Raw genomic sequence first — 20,220 nt, forward strand, 5'->3', positions numbered from 1 at the left:
CTCTTGTAATTAAATTAACCCAAATAAAAAGGTTTAGTTATCGACATTAAGCTGTTGATCTTCAATTAATTGAGTCAATATTTCGCTATCACTCATACCGCTAAAATCAACATTCTCGAGGGTAATAGTCTGATGAACACTGAAACCATTGTCGCCACCATCTTTATCAATTGAAATAATGGTATCGACACCACTTCCATGAGTCACCGTTTCGAAGGAGAGGAAAGATTCCAAACTGGCTTCCGTTTCCCCTTGTAACAAATCACTTAAGTTAAGCACATCACCGCCTTCACCAACAGTGAAATCGGTAATCGTATCATTCACGCTCGCTTGATCATCATTTGCTAACCAAGCAAACATATCACTATCATCACCACCAGTAAGTATATCGTTACCCTGACCACCAATGAGTAAGTCTTCGCCGCTACCGCCAATCAAGACATCATCACCCTGATTTCCTATTAAAGCATCTTGACCGCCGCCACCCAGCAAACTATCGCTATGCTCATTGCCAATTAAAATCTCATCGGCGTCACTACCTTGTAGCGTTTGACTATGTTCACCAACAATTTCGACCGTGGCGGTATCCGAGAGACCATCAGCATTGATGCCATAATCAAACTGCTCCAATACATCTGTTGCGGCCGATTTATTGTACTCCGCAGTATCGGTCAAAATAGTTAAATCAAGTTGATAAGCTTGGCCATTATCAGCACCCTGTTCCGCGACAATTTGGATATAATAATCACCTTGATAATCGGCAGTGTAAGTTTCCTTGGCACCGGCCCAGTAATCATCGATAACGGCTATCTGCTCTCCTGATTCATTATATAAATACACATCCACATCCACGGACCGAGAAGCATCATCATTAGAGCTGACATTAATACGTAACTGTTCGCCTACTGCCAATGTCACCTTAAACCAATCTTGGTCAACACCACCAACGACTGAAGTATCACTCTCTAAAGTCCCTTGAAAAGCGTAAGAGTATCCGTCAATGTTATTGGTATTGATGATATTGCGATCATTGGCACTGAATAAAGAGCGGTCACTTAAATCAACCGCCGTTAACAATGAATTATTGATTGGCGATAAACCGCTATCGAGCGGATTTTCAATCGCGATTGTGGCCACGGCTTCAGTTTCAAAATTACTTTCATTAATACCTAAACCGATGCCATCATCGGATTCAAACACGATATTAGCTGAATCATCCAGACTAGCACTACCGCCTTGCGCATCACTAACACCACTCAATTCAATCGCATGCCCCTGATCATTCCATAATAGGGCCAGACTCGGAATACTGATACTGCTGGTGCCATCCTGAGAAGTGATCACATAATCACGATTAGCATCAACAATTGGTTCAAATACAGTATGAATTACAATGTCGGTAACAGCACTGTCACCATCGAAGTCTGACACTGTGACACTGAAGTTTTCTTGTTGCGCCCAGCCATCACTATTCAAGCTGAGTTCATAGCTATAGGCACCAGTCACAAAGTTAAGGACTAACAAGCCCCCCAGAGCAGTGGCGATACTCAGGGTTTGTTGCTGCTCTGGTCTAGCATCTGGATCATAGGTATAAGTGGTACCATCAACCTTTATAGCGCTCACGTAGCCATTATCCGCTCCCACCATGAAACCACTGGTTGATGCCGTGTCAACTAAGCCTAACGAGCCACTCACTGCCTCGTCTAAATAACTTTCTACCAAGCTAGTCGATAAATCAGTCACATCATTTACAATAAATGCGTATTCATCATTCGCAGAATCTGAAGCAATGTCTTGTAACACCGATAAGTTGGCATTACCAATCCCCACTCCATAGCTAATATCGACATTCTCATTAACAAAAGTATCCCAAGCATCCTGTCCAGTTAAGCCCTTATACTCGACCGTCTCGTCAATACCATAACCCTGATTCGGTTCACCATCGGAAATAAAGTACAACAGCGTACTATCGGCACTCGGTTGCTCGGCAACGATGCTGGATTGAATAACTTGATTCAAGGCTGAATCATAGTGAGTACCGCCTCCGGAGGCTAAGCTTTGCAAGTAGTCTAAGGCGTCGGCCACGTTATCAATGATCCACCCACTACTCACTTGAGAATCAGAGAAACCAATGATTTGTACATTCACATTGCCCTTATCGTCGGCCTGATCAATCAAATGGGTTAAAGCATCGACGGCAATTTTTAAGTAATCGAGCCCATCGCCATGCTCTCCATTATTCATACTCGCCGATGTGTCTAATACCAAGACTAAATTAGTCGTGACCGACAAGGGGCTCGACTCCAGAGTCAATGCAACCTGACTACCGACAGGGGCATCATCGACAATACTCACCTCAAGTGTCGCCTGACTGGTAAAACCAGCGGGAGCATTACTAACAATATAAGAGAAACTCTCGCTTTGACCATCACCCGCTAAGCGCGAGGTATTTAACTGGTATTGATAGTCTCCCTTACCAAAGCCATCATAGGCTTCGGTATACACCGTTAATACACCCTGCTCAGTGTCAATGCTAATCACGCCATTAACATCAGCAGTATACGGGCTGCCTTCATAGGCAATACTACTTATCGATAACTCGGAAAAATCTCCGCCGTCGTTGGCTAATAAGTTTCCACTTGCTGAACTATTGGCAACCCCAGGTGCCGAGCCTGTGGCCAGGCCCGCTTCAAAGACCTGCGCGCTGTCACTATTCAAATCAATAATATTGCCACTCACCGTCGCTTGGCTTTGTTGACCCCCTTGATCCTCTATCGTATAAGAGAAACGAACATCGCCACCACTATCAGGGTTCGCGGTAAAGCTAACTAAACCCGCTGCACTCACATTCACAAGCCCTTGTTCGACAGCAATAGTCTGGGCGGATCCGGGAGTTAACAAAGTACCATCAATGGATTTAATGCTAATCGCATCACCCTCAGGGTCAGAATCATTCGCTAAAAGATCGAGTGATACAGTACCTCCCGATGCGAGTAAATTGAAATGGTCATTAATCGCCTCTGGCACATCGTTGACCGGGGTCAGATCGAGGCTGGCACTGGCGTCCACGCTGAGTGGATCGCTCAGGCCATTAGTGCTGCCATTATCGGTGATTTGATATGAGAAGCTAACGCTGCTGTCATCATCGGCCGCCGGCGTATAAGTCCAGCTGCCATCACCGTTATCACTCAAGCTGCCGTTACCACTGCTCAGCTGCAAGTTGCTGACGGTTAAATCGTCGCCTTCCAAGTCGCTGGCATTGGCCAGTAGTTCTTCGCTGGTAATCAGCCGCGCGCCGCTGTCTTCGGCGATAGGCTCTAAGACTACTGTGCTGCTCTCAGGGGCATCGTTGACCGGAGTGAGATCGAGGCTGGCACTGGCGTCCACGCTGAGTGGATCGCTGAGACCATTGGTGCTGCCATTATCGGTAATTTGATAAGAGAAGCTAACGCTGCTGTCATCATCAGCCGCCGGCGTATAAGTCCAGTTGCCATCGCCATTGTCCACTAAACTGCCGTTACCACTGCTCAGCTGCAAGTTGCTGACCGTTAAATCGTCGCCTTCCAAGTCGCTGGCATTGGCCAGTAGTTCTTCGCTGGTAATCAGCCGAGCGCCGCTATCTTCGGCAATCGGCTCTAAGACTACAGTGCTGCTCTCAGGGGCATCGTTGACCGGGGTCAGATCGAGACTGGCGCTGGCATCCACGCTTAGTGGATCGCTGAGGCCATTGCTGCTGCCATTGTCGGTGATTTGATAAGAGAAGCTAACGCTGCTGTCATCATCGGCCGCCGGTGTATAGGTCCAGCTGCCGTCGCCATTATCCACTAAGCTGCCCGCGCCGCTGCTCAGCTGCAAGTTGCTGACGGTTAAATCGTCGCCTTCCAAGTCGCTGGCATTGGCCAGTAGTTCTTCGCTGGTAATCAGCCGCGCGCCGCTGTCTTCGGCGATAGGCTCTAAGACTACTGTGCTGCTCTCAGGGGCATCGTTGACCGGAGTGAGATCGAGGCTGGCACTGGCATCGATGCTTTGGGGATCGCTCAGGCCATTGCTGCTGCCATTATCGGTGATTTGATAAGAGAAGCTAACGCTGCTGTCATCATCAGCCGCTGGCGTATAAGTCCAATTGCCATCGCCATTGTCCACTAAACTGCCGTTACCACTGCTCAGCTGCAAGTTGCTGACCGTTAAATCGTCGCCTTCCAAGTCGCTGGCATTGGCCAGTAGTTCTTCGCTGGTAATCAGCCGCGCGCCGCTGTCTTCGGCGATAGGCTCTAAGACTACTGTGCTGCTCTCAGGGGCATCGTTGACCGGAGTGAGATCGAGGCTGGCACTGGCGTCCACGCTGAGTGGGTCGCTGAGACCATTGGTGCTGCCATTATCGGTGATTTGATAAGAGAAGCTAACACTGCTGTCATCATCGGCCGCCGGCGTGTAGGTCCAGCTACCGTCACCGTTGTCCACTAAACTGCCGTTACCACTGCTCAGCTGCAAGTTGCTGACCGTTAAATCGTCGCCTTCCAAGTCGCTGGCATTGGCCAGTAATTCTTCGCTAGTGATGATGCGCGCGCCGCTGTCTTCGGCGATTGGGGTCAAGACGACCGCACTTGATTCGGGTGCATCATTCACCGGGGTCAGATCGAGGCTGGCACTGGCGTCCACGCTGAGTGGATCGCTGAGGCCATTGCTGCTGCCATTGTCAGTAATTTGGTATGAGAAGCTAACGCTGCTGTCGTCATCGGCCGCCGGCGTATAAGTCCAACTGCCGTCGCCATTGTCGACCAGACTGCCCGCGCCACTGCTCAGCTGCAAGTTGCTGGCCGTTAAATCGTCGCCCTCCAAGTCACTGGCATTGGCCAGTAATTCTTCGCTGGTAATCAGCCGTGCGCCGCTGTCTTCGGCGATGGGGATCAAGACGACCGCACTCGATTCGGGTGCATCATTCACCGGAGTGAGATCGAGGCTGGCGCTGGCATCCACGCTTAGTGGATCGCTGAGGCCATTGCTGCTGCCATTGTCGGTAATTTGGTATGAGAAACTAACGCTGCTGTCATCATCGGCCACCGGCGTGTAAGTCCAACTGCCGTCGCCATTGTCGACCAGACTGCCGTTACCACTGCTCAGCTGCAAGTTACTGACCGTTAAATCGTCGCCTTCCAAATCGCTGGCATTGGCCAGTAGTTCTTCGCTGGTAATCAGCCGCGTGCCGCTGTCTTCGGCGATGGGGGTCAAGACAACCGCACTCGATTCGGGAGCATCATTGACCGGAGTGAGATCGAGGCTGGCACTGGCATCCACGCTGAGTGGATCGCTGAGACCATTGCCGCTGCCATTGTCGGTGATTTGGTATGAGAAACTAACGCTGCTGTCATCATTGGCCGCCGGCGTATAAGTCCAGCTGCCATCACCGTTATCCACTAAACTGCCGTTACCACTGCTCAGCTGCAAGTTGCTGACCGTTAAATCGTCGCCTTCCAAGTCGCTGGCATTGGCCAGTAATTCTTCAGAGCTAATGATGCGCGCGCCGCTATCTTCGGCGATGGGAGTCAAGACGACCGCACTCGATTCGGGTGCATCGTTGACCGGAGTGAGATAGAGGCTGGCGCTGGCATCCACGCTGAGAGGATCGCTCAGGCCATTGCTGCTGCCATTGTCGGTAATTTGATAAGAGAAGCTAACGCTGCTGTCATCATCGGCCACTGGTGTATAAGTCCAGCTGCCGTCGCCATTGTCGATCAGACTGCCCGCGCCGCTGCTCAGCTGCAAGTAGCTGACCGTTAAATCGTCACCTTCCAAGTCGCTGGCATTGGCCAGCAGTTCTTCGCTAGTGATGATCCGCGCGCCGCTGTCTTCGGCGATGGGGGTCAAGACGACCGCACTCGATTCGGGAGCATCATTGACCGGAGTGAGATCGAGGCTGGCACTGGCATCCACGCTGAGTGGATCGCTGAGACCATTGCCGCTGCCATTGTCGGTGATTTGGTATGAGAAACTAACGCTGCTGTCATCATTGGCCGCCGGCGTATAAGTCCAGCTGCCATCACCGTTATCCACTAAACTGCCGTTACCACTGCTCAGCTGCAAGTTGCTGACCGTTAAATCGTCGCCTTCCAAGTCGCTGGCATTGGCCAGTAATTCTTCAGAGCTAATGATGCGCGCGCCGCTATCTTCGGCGATGGGAGTCAAGACGACCGCACTCGATTCGGGTGCATCGTTGACCGGAGTGAGATCGAGGCTGGCGCTGGCATCCACGCTGAGAGGATCGCTCAGGCCATTGCTGCTGCCATTGTCGGTAATTTGATAAGAGAAGCTAACGCTGCTGTCATCATCGGCCACTGGTGTATAAGTCCAGCTGCCGTCGCCATTGTCGATCAGACTGCCCGCGCCGCTGCTCAGCTGCAAGTTGCTGACCGTTAAATCGTCACCTTCCAAGTCGCTGGCATTGGCCAGCAGTTCTTCGCTAGTGATGATCCGCGCGCCGCTGTCCTCAGCAATCGGATCTAACACAAGCGCCGTACTTTCTGGGGCATCGTTGACCGGGGTGAGATCGAGACTGGCGCTGGCATCCACGCTTAGTGGATCGCTGAGGCCATTGCTGCTGCCATTATCGGTAATTTGATAAGAGAAGCTAACGCTGCTGTCATCATCGGCCGCCGGTGTATAGGTCCAGCTGCCGTCGCCATTATCCACTAAGCTGCCCGCGCCGCTGCTCAGCTGCAAGTTGCTGACCGTTAAATCGTCGCCTTCCAAGTCGCTGGCATTGGCCAGTAGTTCTTCAGAGCTAATGATGCGCGCACCGCTGTCTTCGGCGATGGGGGTCAAGACGACCGCACTTGATTCGGGTGCATCATTCACCGGAGTGAGATCGAGACTGGCGCTGGCATCCACGCTTAGTGGATCGCTGAGACCATTGGTGCTGCCATTGTCGGTAATTTGGTATGAGAAGCTAACGCTGCTGTCATCATCGGCCGCCGGCGTATAAGTCCAGCTGCCGTCATCGTTGTCCACTAAACTGCCGTTACCACTGCTCAGCTGCAAGTTGCTGACCGTTAAATCGTCGCCTTCCAAGTCGCTGGCATTGGCCAGTAATTCTTCAGAGCTAATGATGCGCGCGCCGCTATCTTCGGCGATGGGCTCTAAGACTACTGTGCTGCTCTCAGGGGCATCGTTGACATGTATGATGGATAACTGATCGCTGGCAGAATCTGTTTGACCGTTAGCCGTTACCTCCACCGTAACACTCAGTTGGCTAAGGTTTAAGCTGTCATTATTCACTGCCGCAACGCCAGCCTCGCTAAGCTTGACAGTGTTACCATCGATCACCAAATATCCATCGTCGTTATTCAATAACTGATAAGTTTGAACATCCCCTTCCGGGTCGCTGGAACTGAAATTAGCAACCACAGTATCAGTGCTAACCGAGTCTTCAGTGATATTGTCTACGGCTAAAACTTGGATACTGGGACCTTGGTCTCCTGCATCAACCCGAGCAATCACAACCGTTGCTGTATCGTTAGTACTAAGTCCGTTAGCCTCGACCTGAACCGTCAAATTTAACTCGGTTAAATTCAGCTGATCATTATTAATTGCAGCGATCCCTTCGGGGGTCAATTTCACCTGATTGCCATCAAGCAAAAAATAACCCTGACTATCATTGATGATGCTGTGACTCAGCGGATCACCATCAGGATCACTAGACACAAAACTGGCAACCACTGTATTTTCATCAACCGCCCCTTCACTAATAGTTTCCGTATTAATACTAATGGTGGGTGCTTGGTCATCCGGAAAAGGTGCAGTTGTATCCTGAACATTCGCTGCGAGTTGATTAACCGTGGGAGTCGGATTAACTGTTATACCTTGGGTATCAAAACCGACTTCAGCAATAATTTCGCTGCCGACTCGCTCAATGCTAACAAAACCACCATTGCCCTCACTCACTGCAGCTGTTTCGCCGCCAGCCGCCGTCGCTTCAAATAAAGTCGTGGGGTCCACACCATCCAAAATCGCTTGTTGTAAGGCTTCGATGTCAACATCATTCACCGCGCTCAGCTGCTGCGCTTGTCCTGTGGTAACATCTACTGGTAACTGAGTGCCGCTGTTCTCTCCTAACTGATATTCAGCACCACCATAATAGAAACCTAATTGCGCTCCCTGGGAACTAATAATTAACTCCCCAGCTTGAACTTGATCGCCTGGCTGCAGAGCCCTAATATTGCCAAGTTCATCCACAGCAAACGCTTGCCCTTGAATAGACACGATTGTTGCACTTGAAGTTGCAATGCTCTGTTCCATATTTATTTCCTTTCAACATGATCGATGTTCTAGATTTCTGCGGCGACAATACTCACAGATAACACAGTTGTTAAAGTATAAATTTTAGCCATCAGATTAACATTTAACGAATGAATTTTACTAATTCAAATTTTAACTTGCGATCTAGGGCCCTGAAACACATACCAATAACAGAATCACCAATCAACAACTGATTGATTCACATACTCTATAAAGAATAACTAAAACATTCATCAACTAGAAGGTGTAAACCAATGAAGAGAAGTATTATCACAATAAACACAATTAAGCAGCGATAAGCTCTAAGTTCCCAGCATAAGTATCAATTTGGGTTGGTGATAATGCGTCTTTAATCAAGACAAATAAGGGAGTGGAAACTTTGAGAACAAGCAAAATAGATGATAATCAATACACTGAAAACAAAAAGGCTCGCCGAGGCGAGCCTTATATCACACGGTATCGCTATAAAATTACAGTACGTCTACTGCATTCAAATCAGCAAAAGCGCGCTCTAAACGTGCAACCATGCTTTCTTGACCTTTACGTAACCAAACGCGTGGATCGTAGAATTTTTTATTCGGTTGATCAGCACCTTTAGGGTTACCAATTTGGCCCTGTAGGTAAGCTTCATTTTCAACGTAGTAAGCACGTACGCCGTCCCAGCTAGCCCATTGAGTATCAGTATCAATGTTCATTTTGATCACACCGTAGCCGATAGACTCTTGAATTTCTGCTTGAGAAGAACCTGAACCACCGTGGAATACGAAGTTAAGTGCATTTGGAGCAATACCAAATTTCTCAGCACAGTAAGCTTGTGAATCACGAAGAATAGTAGGAGTAAGTACAACGTTACCCGCTTGGTAAACACCGTGTACGTTACCGAAAGAAGCAGCAATCGTGAAACGAGGGCTAATCGCGGTTAGTTTCTCGTATGCATAAGCTACGTCTTCTGGAGAAGTGTAAAGCTCAGACGCGTCCATATCAGAGTTATCTACGCCATCTTCTTCACCACCAGTACAACCCAATTCAATTTCAAGGGTCATGTTCATTTTAGCCATGCGAGCAAGGTATTCGCCACAGATTTGGATGTTTTCTTCTAGTGGCTCTTCAGAAAGGTCAATCATGTGAGAAGAGAACAAAGGCTTACCAGTTTGAGCGAAGAATTCTTCACCCGCATCGAGTAGACCGTCAATCCAAGGTAGCAATTTCTTAGCTGCGTGGTCAGTGTGAAGGATCACAGGAACACCGTAAGATTCAGCAACAGCGTGAACATACTTAGCGCCCGCAACAGCACCTTGAATCGCTGCGCCTTGGCCTTCAAGTTTAACGCCTTTACCAGTGAAGAAACCGGCACCGCCGTTTGAGAATTGAACAACAACTGGCGCTTTAGCCTTGGCTGCAGCTTCTAATACACCGTTAATCGTGTCAGTGTTAACTACGTTAACCGCTGGAAGTGCGAATTTGTTTTCTTTAGCAATAGCAAAAACTTTTTGCAAATCGTCGCCAGAGATAACCCCAGGTTTTACTGCATCGAAGATCTTAGACATATCAATGATTCCATCTACTTATATTTAATTAAAATTATGAACACTTCTGTGCTTTATTACTTATCACAGTGCGGAAGCAAAGCTTCCACACTGTCGCCAGTTAACCTTTAGCACGCTCCTCAAGCATTGCTACGGCAGGTAATACTTTACCTTCTACAAACTCTAAGAAGGCACCGCCCCCAGTAGAGATGTAAGAAACCTGGTCTTTAATTCCGAACTTATCAATCGCTGCTAGTGTATCACCACCGCCGGCTACAGAAAAACCAGCTGATTCAGCAATCGCTTTAGAAATGCCTGCTGTACCCGCTTCAAAATTCTTGAATTCGAATACGCCCACAGGACCATTCCAAAGAATAGTTTTAGCATTACCAATGATTTCTGCAAGCGCCGCTGTTGAATCAGGACCCAAGTCGAAGATCATGTCATCATCTTGAACTTCTGAAACATGTTTAATTTCAGCTTCAGCATTTTCATCAAATGCTTTAGCACATGCAACATCAGTGGCAACTGGAATAGCACACTCTTTCATCAATTTTTTAGCGGTTTCAAGTAAGTCCGCTTCGTAAAGAGACTTACCTACGTTATGACCTTCAGCGGCGATAAAGGTGTTTGCAATACCACCACCAACCACTAATTGGTCAGCTATTTTAGAGAGTGACTCTAATACAGTTAGCTTCGTCGAAACTTTAGAACCACCAACAATCGCAACCAATGGACGTTCTGGTTTATCCATTGCCTTACCTAATGCTTCAAGTTCAGCCGCAAGTAAAGGACCAGCACAAGCAACTTCAGCAAACATACCTACACCATGAGTCGACGCTTGAGCGCGGTGAGCGGTACCAAAGGCATCCATCACGTAAACATCACATAGTGCAGCCATTTTTTTAGCTAAAGCTTCTTCATTTTTCTTCTCACCAACGTTGAAACGAACGTTTTCAAGAACCACCAATTCACCAGCTTTAAGCTCTAAGCCATCGAGGTAGTCAGTCGCAAGACGTACTGGCACATCTAAAGCTTCATTTAAGTAGTCAACCACAGGCTGGAGAGAAAATTCTGCGTTATATTCACCTTCAGTAGGACGACCAAGGTGAGAAGTAATCATCAACTTAGCGCCTTGCTCTAAGGCCAACTTAATGGTTGGAATCGATGCTAAGATACGAGCATCGGAAGTCACTTTTCCATTTTTTACAGGAACATTCAGATCTTGACGTACTAATACGCGTTTACCAGCAAGATCTAAGTCGGTCATTTTGATAATTGACATTATCTGTCCTCATTTAGTTTTAAATTAAACTTACAACCCAGCCGCTTGGCTAAGCCGATAATTCCATCTGACTCATTAAAACGGTGGTGTCTAACATACGGTTGGCAAAGCCCCATTCGTTATCACACCAAGCCAACACTTTGACTAAGTGTTGGCCACTTACTCGTGTTTGTGAGCCATCAATAATGCTTGAATGACTATTGTGGTTAAAATCGATAGACACCAAGGGTTCTTCGGTATAGCTCAAGATACCCGCTAATTTACCGCAAACTGCCGCTTGAATGGCTTGATTTATATCAGAAACTGTAACTTTTTTACACAAAGTTACACTCAAGTCCATCGCCGTAACATTCTGTGTTGGCACCCGCACAGCGATAGCCTCAAACTTACCTGCAAACTTAGGAAGAATACGCTCTACACCTTTAGCCAGCTTGGTATCAACTGGAATAATTGATTGCCCGGCCGCGCGTGTTCTACGCAGGTCACTGTGGTAAGCATCGATCACTTGTTGGTCATTCATGGATGAGTGAATTGTAGTAATAGTACCACATTCCACACCGAAGGCCTCATCCAATACCTGAATCACAGGCACGATACAGTTCGTAGTACAAGAGCCGTTAGAGACAACCTTACTCGCCGCATTCAGCATATGCTCATTAACACCATAGACTACCGTGTGGTCAACGCAAGGATCGGCTGGATGAGAGAACAATACTTTTTTAGCGCCAGCGTCAATATGCATTTGCGCATCAGCGACTGAACTAAAACGTCCGGTGCACTCCAGCACGATATCCACCTTAAACTCAGCCCACGGCAAAGCACTTGGTTCACGGTTATGCAGCAGCTGGATCTGCTGACCAGCCACTGATAAACATTCCCCCTGTAGCGAGACATGTTCAGCAAAAGTACCGTGGGTAGAATCATACTTAAGTAAATGAGCCATAGCCTCTGGACTAGCTAACTCGTTAATCGCCACCACTTGGATCTGAGCTTGTCGCTGAGACTCAAATAACGCTCTAAGCACACTTCGGCCAATTCTGCCAAAACCATTAATAGCGACCCGAATAGGATGATGCTGCATAGTATTTTGCATTTCCATAAATAAGCAACAAAACAAAAAACCCTCTATAATTCAGAGGGTTTTACTCATAAATAATAACTAACGACTGTCTTACAACAGTTCGTTAGCCATCTTCACGAGGTTCTCTTGAGTGAAGCCAAACAACTTAAATAGCTCACCCGCTGGCGCAGACTCACCAAAGGTGGTCATTCCTAAGACCTTTCCATCGAAACCAACATACTTATGCCAGAAATCGGCGATACCCGCTTCAACTGCAATTCGTTTACGGACTGCGAAAGGCAATACAGATTCACGATATTCGGCTGATTGCGCATCAAAAACATCTGTTGCTGGCATAGAAACTACTCGAACAGCCTTACCTGCAGCGCTCAGTTCTTCATAAGCAGCCACGGCAAGTTCAACTTCGGAACCCGTTGCAATCAAAATAAGTTCTGGCGTAGCAGCACAATCTTTCAATACATAACCACCACGAGCAACATCAGCCAGTTGTTGAGCATCACGCGCTTGCGGTGCCAAACCCTGACGAGAAAAGATTAACGATGTTGGGCCATCTTTGCGTTCAATCGCATGACGCCAAGCAACCGCTGACTCTACCGAGTCACAGGGACGCCAAGTGCTCATGTTGGGGGTTAAACGTAAACTCGCAGTTTGTTCTACCGCTTGGTGAGTTGGACCATCTTCACCCAAACCGATCGAGTCATGGGTATACACAAAAATAGTCGGTTGCTTCATTAATGCAGCCATGCGTAAGGCATTACGTGCGTATTCCATAAACATTAAGAAAGTCGCACCGTAAGCTTTTAAACCACCATGTAAGGTCACACCATTCATGATTGCCGACATACCAAACTCACGCACACCGTAATGCATATAGTTACCGGAAGCGTCCTCAGCAGTCACCGCTTGAGAACCAGACCACATCGTAAGATTAGACGGAGCCAAATCTGCGCTGCCACCCAGTAATTCAGGCAATTTAGGACAAAAAGCTTCTAAGGTTTTTTGTGAAGACTGACGCGTCGCGACTTTAGCTTGGTTAGCTTGTAAATCAGCAATATACGAATCAGCAAATGCTGTCCAATCACTTGGTAAGTCGCCGTTCATACGACGTTTATACTCGGCCGCAAGTGCTGGGTAAGCAGCTTCGTAGCCAGCAAATAACTGATTCCACTCTGATTGTGATGAGCCACCAGCCTCTTTTGCATCCCAAGCTTGATAAATATCTTGAGGAATTTCAAAAGCAGCATAGGGCCAATTTAAAAATTCACGAGCAGCCGCTATTTCGTCAGCACCAAGTGGTGCACCGTGACAATCGTGGCTACCCGATTTATTCGGTGAACCAAAACCAATCACAGTTTTACAACAAATCATGGTTGGCTTGCTTGTTTCAGCTTTGGCTGCCGTAATCGCAGCCGCAATTGCGTCGCTATCATGGCCATCGACACCACCAATCACATGCCAACCGTAAGCTTCGAAACGTTTCACGGTATCGTCGGTAAACCAACCTTCGACATCACCATCAATCGAAATGCCATTGTCATCCCAAAAGGCAATCAATTTACCTAAACCTTGAGTACCAGCAAGTGAACAAGCTTCGTGAGAGATCCCCTCCATCAAGCAGCCATCACCGAGAAAGGTGTAGGTATAATGGTCAACCACAGGAAAACCATCTTTGTTGAATTGAGCCGCTAATATTTTTTCTGCTAAAGCCATACCCACAGCGTTGGTAAGACCTTGACCAAGCGGACCGGTAGTGGTTTCTACACCCGGCGCATAACCATATTCTGGGTGGCCTGGCGTTTTAGAATGTAATTGGCGAAAGTTTTTTAGTTCTTCGATAGGCAGTTGATAACCAGAAAGATGCAGTAGAGAATACAACAACATCGAGCCATGACCATTCGATAGAACAAAGCGGTCACGATCTGCCCAATTTGGGTCATTCGGGTTATGTTTCAAAAAGTCGCGCCATAGCACTTCAGCAATATCAGCCATTCCCATGGGGGCTCCAGGGTGACCAGAGTTAGCTTGCTGAACTGCATCCATACTTAAAGCACGAATGGCGTTGGCGAGTTGACGACGAGAAGACATGAATTTCTCCTGCAAATTATAGGCTATAGGGTATCGAGAGGCGCGTATTGTCACAAAGTCAACGATGTTACTCAATAATTATCTAAAAAGAATCGGTAAATTTATGGCTGAGTTCCACTTATTGGGTACTCACGTGGACAATTACTCAAAATAATGGCGCAAATAACAGAACCGAAGAGACAATGTCCCAACGCAAAAATGTCTAAGTGATACCGATCACGTTTTTTTGATTAAAATCATACCAACCTGTCGCAAAAGCACGTAACCTAGTTACACACTCCTCGCTCTGGAGTGGTGACAACACAATCAAACATTAAATGATTAGCAATAACGGATTATTCCTTTGATAGATGAGTTATCGGCTTCTACGCCTCTCCACCCCTTAATTCATTTTCGTCATCCGTTACCTGCGACAAGAGCTTATTTTATATGTTTGAACCGCTGAGTCGGCACCAACGAAACAGCATGGTGATTTACTTTCACCCCAACTAAGCGCTGATTAATTTTATGGACGTATGAATAATTATTCATACGTTGAAGTCATTCTTGCTATTAAGGTTTTAGATTTAAAATGCCTAAGTCTCCCAACTTTCGGTTTTTTCAAGGTGGATTAATCAAGCACCGAACCACCCCTAAATTCTTTACCACCCAATACGATTACATGGTTCTGATTGCTCTTTCTGGCTTTGTTGGCGCAACCGTCGGTTTAGTGATCGCGATGTTTGAAGAACTGATTAATTGGGTTGGTGACTTTCGGATTCACTTAGTCGAGAGCGCTTCGCTAAGTCCTTTCTTAAGTATTATCGCAGGTGCCTTGATTGGCGCTCTGATCACCGCCTTGGGATTTTGGTTAACGGCTCGCTTTGCGCCGGAAGCTTCAGGAAGCGGGATCCCGCACTTAGAAGGCGCTCTGGATGGCTTACATGATATCCGTTGGCGTCGAGTGCTACCGATAAAGTTCTTCGCTGGGGCGCTCACCATCAGTTCCGGAATGGTACTTGGAAGAGAAGGTCCTTCGATTCAAATCGGTGGTTCGGTAGGTCGAATGTTTGCCGGCAGGGCCAAACGTTATCAACACGCCACCCATATCTTAACAGCGGCGGGTGCTGCCGCTGGTTTAGCGGCCGCCTTTAACGCCCCTTTGGCCGGCGTGCTATTTGTAATTGAAGAGATGCGGCCGCAATTTCGCTATAGCATTACCTCATTCAAATGCGTCACCTTGTCTAGCGCCGCGGCAACCATTGTGATGCGCTCGATTCATGGCCAATCGGCAGTGATGGATATTCCGAACTTTTCGATTCCAGCACTCAACTCTCTGTGGTTATTCGCTTTACTAGGAATTATTTTTGGTATTGTTGGCGTTAACTTTAACCGTTGGGTCTTGAGTACCACGGCTAAAGTACAACAGCTCCAAAAAAACCGAATTTCGCGGATCGTGATGACAGGTGCGGCATTTGGTGCAGTATTTGCGACCCTGCAAAGCTTGGTTCCCGATATCACCGGCGGCGGAGTAGAACTCATCACCGAGTTGTTTAGAAATCCAATTGTTTGGGGTGTTTGCCTGTTATTGTTTGTGCTTCGCTTATTTACGACCATTGCGAGTTTTGGTTCGGCTGCACCTGGGGGAGTATTCTCTCCCATGCTCGCACTGGGCACTCTGCTTGGATTAGCATATGGCAGCTTAATGGCAAGTTATTTTCCTGACCTGGTTCCTGAACCAGGCATCTTTGCCATTGCTGGCATGGGGGCTCTGTTTGCCGCAACAGTTCGAGCGCCAGTCACCGGCATCATTTTAGTGGTTGAGATGACCGATAACTACCAGCTCATTTTGCCGTTACTGGTTACTTGTTTAGGAGCGACCTTCATTGCCCAAGCCTTGAAAGGGAAATCACTATATTCTGAACTATTGAAGCAATCACTGCGTAACAATCCTGAAATCAAACGTCAGATCAACGAAAGTCACGAGGATAGTAAAACAAGCTAAACTCGCAATCGCTGTGCGTAAGGATCAGGCATTACGGTTCAAAATAGTAAATGACCCAGATATACAGCCATCACATCGGAAAGCACGAGCCCAAAGTTAAAGTCATCGCCAAGAACGATAGCACAATTGCTGAGCTTGTTCTTTTCGTCCCTCGTCGGCAACACTCAGCAGCGACTTGTTATATGGTACATAACATTTGATTCAGCGCTTCCCAAATAAAAATCATCAGTAAAGTGGGCTTTAAGCCCGGTAACAGTATTGCTGCAAGCCCCCTGATTCAGTCGCGAGGGTAGCCATTCTCACAGATTATTCGCAGATTCATGATTTAATGAGCGAATAGAGTGGAAAAATAAAGTCAGCGAAACTAGAATAGACGTCCAGATGGTCATCCATCTATACGTCATCAACATTACATTCTAAGAGAGTCCAATCACATGACTACACACTTGTTTACTTCAGAATCAGTGTCTGAAGGGCATCCAGACAAAATTGCAGATCAAATTTCTGACGCTGTATTGGACGCAATTTTAACCCAGGATCCCAAAGCCCGTGTAGCTTGTGAGACTTACGTCAAAACGGGCATGGTGATGGTTGGCGGGGAAATCACAACCTCAGCCTGGGTGGATATTGAAGAATTAGCTCGCTCAACGGTACGAGAAATCGGTTATACCCACTCCGACATGGGTTTCGATGCAGATTCTTGTGCGGTATTAAACGTGGTTGGGAAACAATCTCCAGACATCAACCAAGGCGTTGACCGTGCTCGACCAGAAGAACAAGGTGCCGGAGACCAAGGTTTAATGTTTGGTTATGCGACCAACGAAACCGATGTGCTTATGCCAGCACCTATTACCTACTCTCACCTACTAGTCAAACGCCAAGCAGAGGTTCGCAAGAATGGAGTCTTAAGCTGGTTGCGCCCAGATGCAAAATCTCAAGTTACCTTTGCTTATGAGAATGGCATCATTACCGGGATCGATGCAGTAGTCCTTTCGACCCAACATTGCGACAGCATTTCCACCGAAGATTTGCGTGAAGCGGTAATGGAAGAAATCATTAAACCAGTGCTTCCAGCACAGTGGCTCAATGACAAAACCCAGTACCATATCAACCCCACAGGTCGTTTTGTCATTGGTGGGCCAATGGGCGACTGTGGCTTAACTGGCCGTAAGATCATTGTGGATACCTATGGCGGCATGGCGCGTCATGGCGGGGGGGCTTTCTCCGGTAAAGATCCATCAAAAGTGGATCGTAGTGCCGCTTATGCAGGCCGTTATGTCGCCAAGAATATTGTCGCAGCAGGTTTAGCAGAGCGTTGTGAGATTCAAGTGTCTTATGCGATTGGAGTCGCCGAGCCGACTTCTATTAGTATCGAAACCTTTGGTAGTGGTAAACTCGCTGAAGACAAATTGATTGCCTTGGTACGCAAGCATTTCGACCTTCGCCCTTATGGTATTTTGAAAATGCTCGACCTGGAGCGCCCCATCTATCAAGCCACAGCCGCTTATGGTCACTTTGGTCGCAACGAGTTCCCATGGGAACAAACCGATAAAGCCGAAGCCCTGAAAGCCGATGCTGGCCTATAAACCCAAGCTTCACTAGCTTGAAGCAGCCGAAAGCGTATAATCAGCGATTATCCTTTCGGCTTTTTGGATCTTAAGGTGCAACAACTTTCGCAACAGGTTGAAGCTTGCTTTCAACAAGCAGAACGCTTCTATCAACGTGCATTTACACGACCAGAAATCGTGTTATCGGCACGTCGCAGTAAAGTTGCGGGCAGCGCCAACCTAATTCAATGGCGACTACGCTTTAATCAGCATTTTTACCAACAACAACCACAACACTTCCTCGCTCAAACCGTGCCTCACGAAGTGGCTCATCTAATTTGCCACGCCCTCTATGGTCGAATCAAACCACACGGCAAAGAATGGCAAACCTTGATGCAACAGGTGTTCCACTGCTCACCTACAACCACCCATCGTTACTCCCTAGAAACTCTCGAGCTAAGCACGGTGATGTATCGCTGCCAGTGCCAAAACCATCAATTGGGGATCCGCAGTCATAATAAAGTACTGCAAGGGGCTCGCTATCAATGTAAACGCTGTAAACAAACCTTGGTTGCTCAATAAACCATAACTTGCCAGCCAAATGAGCAGCACTAACAACCGCAACGATTTGCAGGCTAGGCTTCGAGCGACGAACAGTTTATCCTTAACAACCTTATTTGCTTCAATTTTCACTCGCTCAGGAGCCGACACTTAGCATGCGTATTCCTCGTATTTATCAACCCTCCCCACTCAACGTTCAGCAAATCGTTGAATTAGATAGCGAGGCCGCCAACCATGTCGGTCGAGTATTACGGATGACAGCAGGCCAACACTTAGAGCTATTTAATGGCGACGGCAACAATTACTCCGCAAGTATCGAAAGTAGCGGCAAGAAGCAGGTGAGTGTAAAAATATTAACGCAACAACTTAATGCCAGCGAATCCCCCCTCAGGATCCATTTAGGACAAGTGATTTCCCGCGGTGACCGCATGGAATTTACCATTCAAAAATCGGTGGAACTGGGGGTCAATAAAATCACCCCACTCACCAGTGAGCGCTGTGGGGTCAAACTTAACCAAGAGCGTTTTGAGAAAAAACGCCAACAATGGCAAAAAATCGCGATTGCCGCCTGTGAACAATCAGGGCGCAGTGTCGTACCCGAGATCGCCGAACTACAGAGTTTTGAGCAGTGGGCTGGTGAAAACAGTCAAGCAATGAAGTTGAATTTGCATCCAAAGGCCCCATATAGCATTAAGACCCTCCCCATTCCGCTGCATGGCGTAAGATTGTTGATCGGGCCCGAGGGAGGGCTCACAGAGCAAGAAATTGCGGTCTGTAACCAGCATCACTTTCAAGAGACCCTACTCGGTCCACGAGTGCTGCGCACCGAAACTGCCGCACTAACAGCAATAACGGCTTTGCAATGTCAATTTGGAGACTTAGCATAAATGAGTATTAAACTCGGGATCGTGATGGACCCCATCACCCAAATCAATATTAAGAAAGACTCAAGCTTCGCCATGTTGATGGAAGCGCAAGCACGTGGCTATCAAATCTATTACATGGAAATGCAAGACTTGTATCTGGAAAATGGTCGCGCAGCAGCCGCTATGCGCCCTTTGGCAGTCCAAGAAAATGCCCAGTCTTGGTTTGAATTAGGCCCAGAAGTCGATCAAAGTTTAAGTGAATTAGATGTGATCCTGATGCGTAAGGATCCCCCCTTTGATACCGAGTTTATCTACGCCACCTACATTTTGGAGCGCGCCGAGAGCGAAGGTTGTTTAATCATTAACAAACCTCAAAGCTTACGCGATGCCAACGAAAAACTATTTACCGCCTGGTTTGCCGAATTCACTCCGACAACCCTGGTCAGCAGTGACATGAAGCGTCTGAAAGCTTTCCATCAACAACATCAAGATGTGATCATGAAGCCACTGGATGGGATGGGCGGCGCTTCGATATTTCGCTTAAAACAAGGCGATCCCAATGTTGGCGTGATCCTCGAAACCTTAACCAACCACGGTCAAGAGTACTGCATGGCTCAGTGTTTTATTCCTGAAATTGTCGACGGCGACAAACGGATCTTAATCGTGGATGGCGAGCCGATGCCCTATTGCCTAGCAAGGATCCCTTCAGAAGGTGAAACTCGCGGTAATTTAGCCGCGGGCGGACGCGGTGTGGCTCAACCGCTATCAGAGAGTGACTGGAAAATAGCAAACGCAATTGGCCCAGAACTCAAAGCCAGAGGGCTGGTATTTGTCGGCCTCGATGTGATTGGTGATAAAGTCACCGAAATTAACGTCACCAGCCCGACTTGTATTAAAGAAATAGAAGCAGCCTTCAATATTTCGATTACAGGCAAGTTAATGGATGCCATTGAAGCTAAACTTATAGTATCAACCTAAGTGAAGTGGTCAGCC

At 47.5% G+C, this 20,220-nt stretch carries 10 protein-coding genes; 5 read left to right on the top strand and 5 right to left on the bottom strand.

All coding sequences use genetic code 11. From position 1 onward, the window contains the following. Window positions 1-33: 33 nt before the first annotated feature. The 5 genes from ACRRS1_RS18025 to tkt all read right to left on the bottom strand — a co-directional run bounded on the left by ACRRS1_RS18025 (window position 34) and on the right by tkt (window position 14,269). Window positions 34-8,292: a retention module-containing protein gene (locus ACRRS1_RS18025; RefSeq protein ID WP_432467224.1), complete on the bottom strand. Its 8,259-nt coding sequence runs from the start codon at window positions 8,290-8,292 to the stop codon at window positions 34-36. A gap of 470 nt (window positions 8,293-8,762) precedes the next feature. Then, complete coding sequence (gene fbaA, locus ACRRS1_RS18030; protein ID WP_432451808.1) at window positions 8,763-9,839, bottom strand: class II fructose-bisphosphate aldolase; 1,077 nt, start codon at window positions 9,837-9,839, stop codon at window positions 8,763-8,765. 100 nt (window positions 9,840-9,939) lie between these two features. Then, window positions 9,940-11,103 carry a phosphoglycerate kinase gene (locus ACRRS1_RS18035; protein WP_432451807.1) on the bottom strand — a complete coding sequence of 388 codons (1,164 nt, stop codon included), beginning with the start codon at window positions 11,101-11,103 and terminating at the stop codon, window positions 9,940-9,942. 49 nt (window positions 11,104-11,152) lie between these two features. Continuing rightward, the gene (gene epd / locus ACRRS1_RS18040) at window positions 11,153-12,184 is read right to left on the bottom strand and encodes an erythrose-4-phosphate dehydrogenase (RefSeq protein WP_432451805.1); all 1,032 of its coding nucleotides are present in this window, start codon (window positions 12,182-12,184) and stop codon (window positions 11,153-11,155) included. 90 nt (window positions 12,185-12,274) lie between these two features. Then, a complete protein-coding gene (tkt, locus tag ACRRS1_RS18045; RefSeq protein WP_432451802.1) occupies window positions 12,275-14,269 on the bottom strand; it encodes a transketolase in 1,995 nt (664 codons plus the stop codon). A 571-nt stretch (window positions 14,270-14,840) separates the two neighbouring features. Between tkt and clcA the strand changes: the two genes are divergently transcribed. The 5 genes from clcA (at window position 14,841) to gshB (ending at window position 20,205) form a co-directional block, all read left to right on the top strand. Beyond that, the gene (gene clcA / locus ACRRS1_RS18050) at window positions 14,841-16,253 is read left to right on the top strand and encodes a H(+)/Cl(-) exchange transporter ClcA (RefSeq protein ID WP_432451801.1); all 1,413 of its coding nucleotides are present in this window, start codon (window positions 14,841-14,843) and stop codon (window positions 16,251-16,253) included. Between the two features lie 434 nt (window positions 16,254-16,687). Beyond that, window positions 16,688-17,839, top strand: coding sequence for a methionine adenosyltransferase (gene metK, locus ACRRS1_RS18055; protein ID WP_432451800.1), 1,152 nt, complete (start codon window positions 16,688-16,690; stop codon window positions 17,837-17,839). 75 nt (window positions 17,840-17,914) lie between these two features. Beyond that, window positions 17,915-18,382: a SprT family zinc-dependent metalloprotease gene (locus ACRRS1_RS18060; protein WP_432467222.1), complete on the top strand. Its 468-nt coding sequence runs from the start codon at window positions 17,915-17,917 to the stop codon at window positions 18,380-18,382. A gap of 134 nt (window positions 18,383-18,516) precedes the next feature. Next, on the top strand, window positions 18,517-19,248 hold the full coding sequence (gene rsmE / locus ACRRS1_RS18065; RefSeq protein WP_432451798.1) for a 16S rRNA (uracil(1498)-N(3))-methyltransferase: 732 nt from the start codon (window positions 18,517-18,519) through the stop codon (window positions 19,246-19,248). After that, a complete protein-coding gene (gshB, locus tag ACRRS1_RS18070; protein ID WP_432451797.1) occupies window positions 19,249-20,205 on the top strand; it encodes a glutathione synthase in 957 nt (318 codons plus the stop codon). Window positions 20,206-20,220: the final 15 nt, after the last annotated feature.

Origin of the sequence: Agarivorans sp. Z349TD_8 (assembly GCF_050870825.2) — a bacterium.
Taxonomy (GTDB): domain Bacteria; phylum Pseudomonadota; class Gammaproteobacteria; order Enterobacterales; family Celerinatantimonadaceae; genus Agarivorans.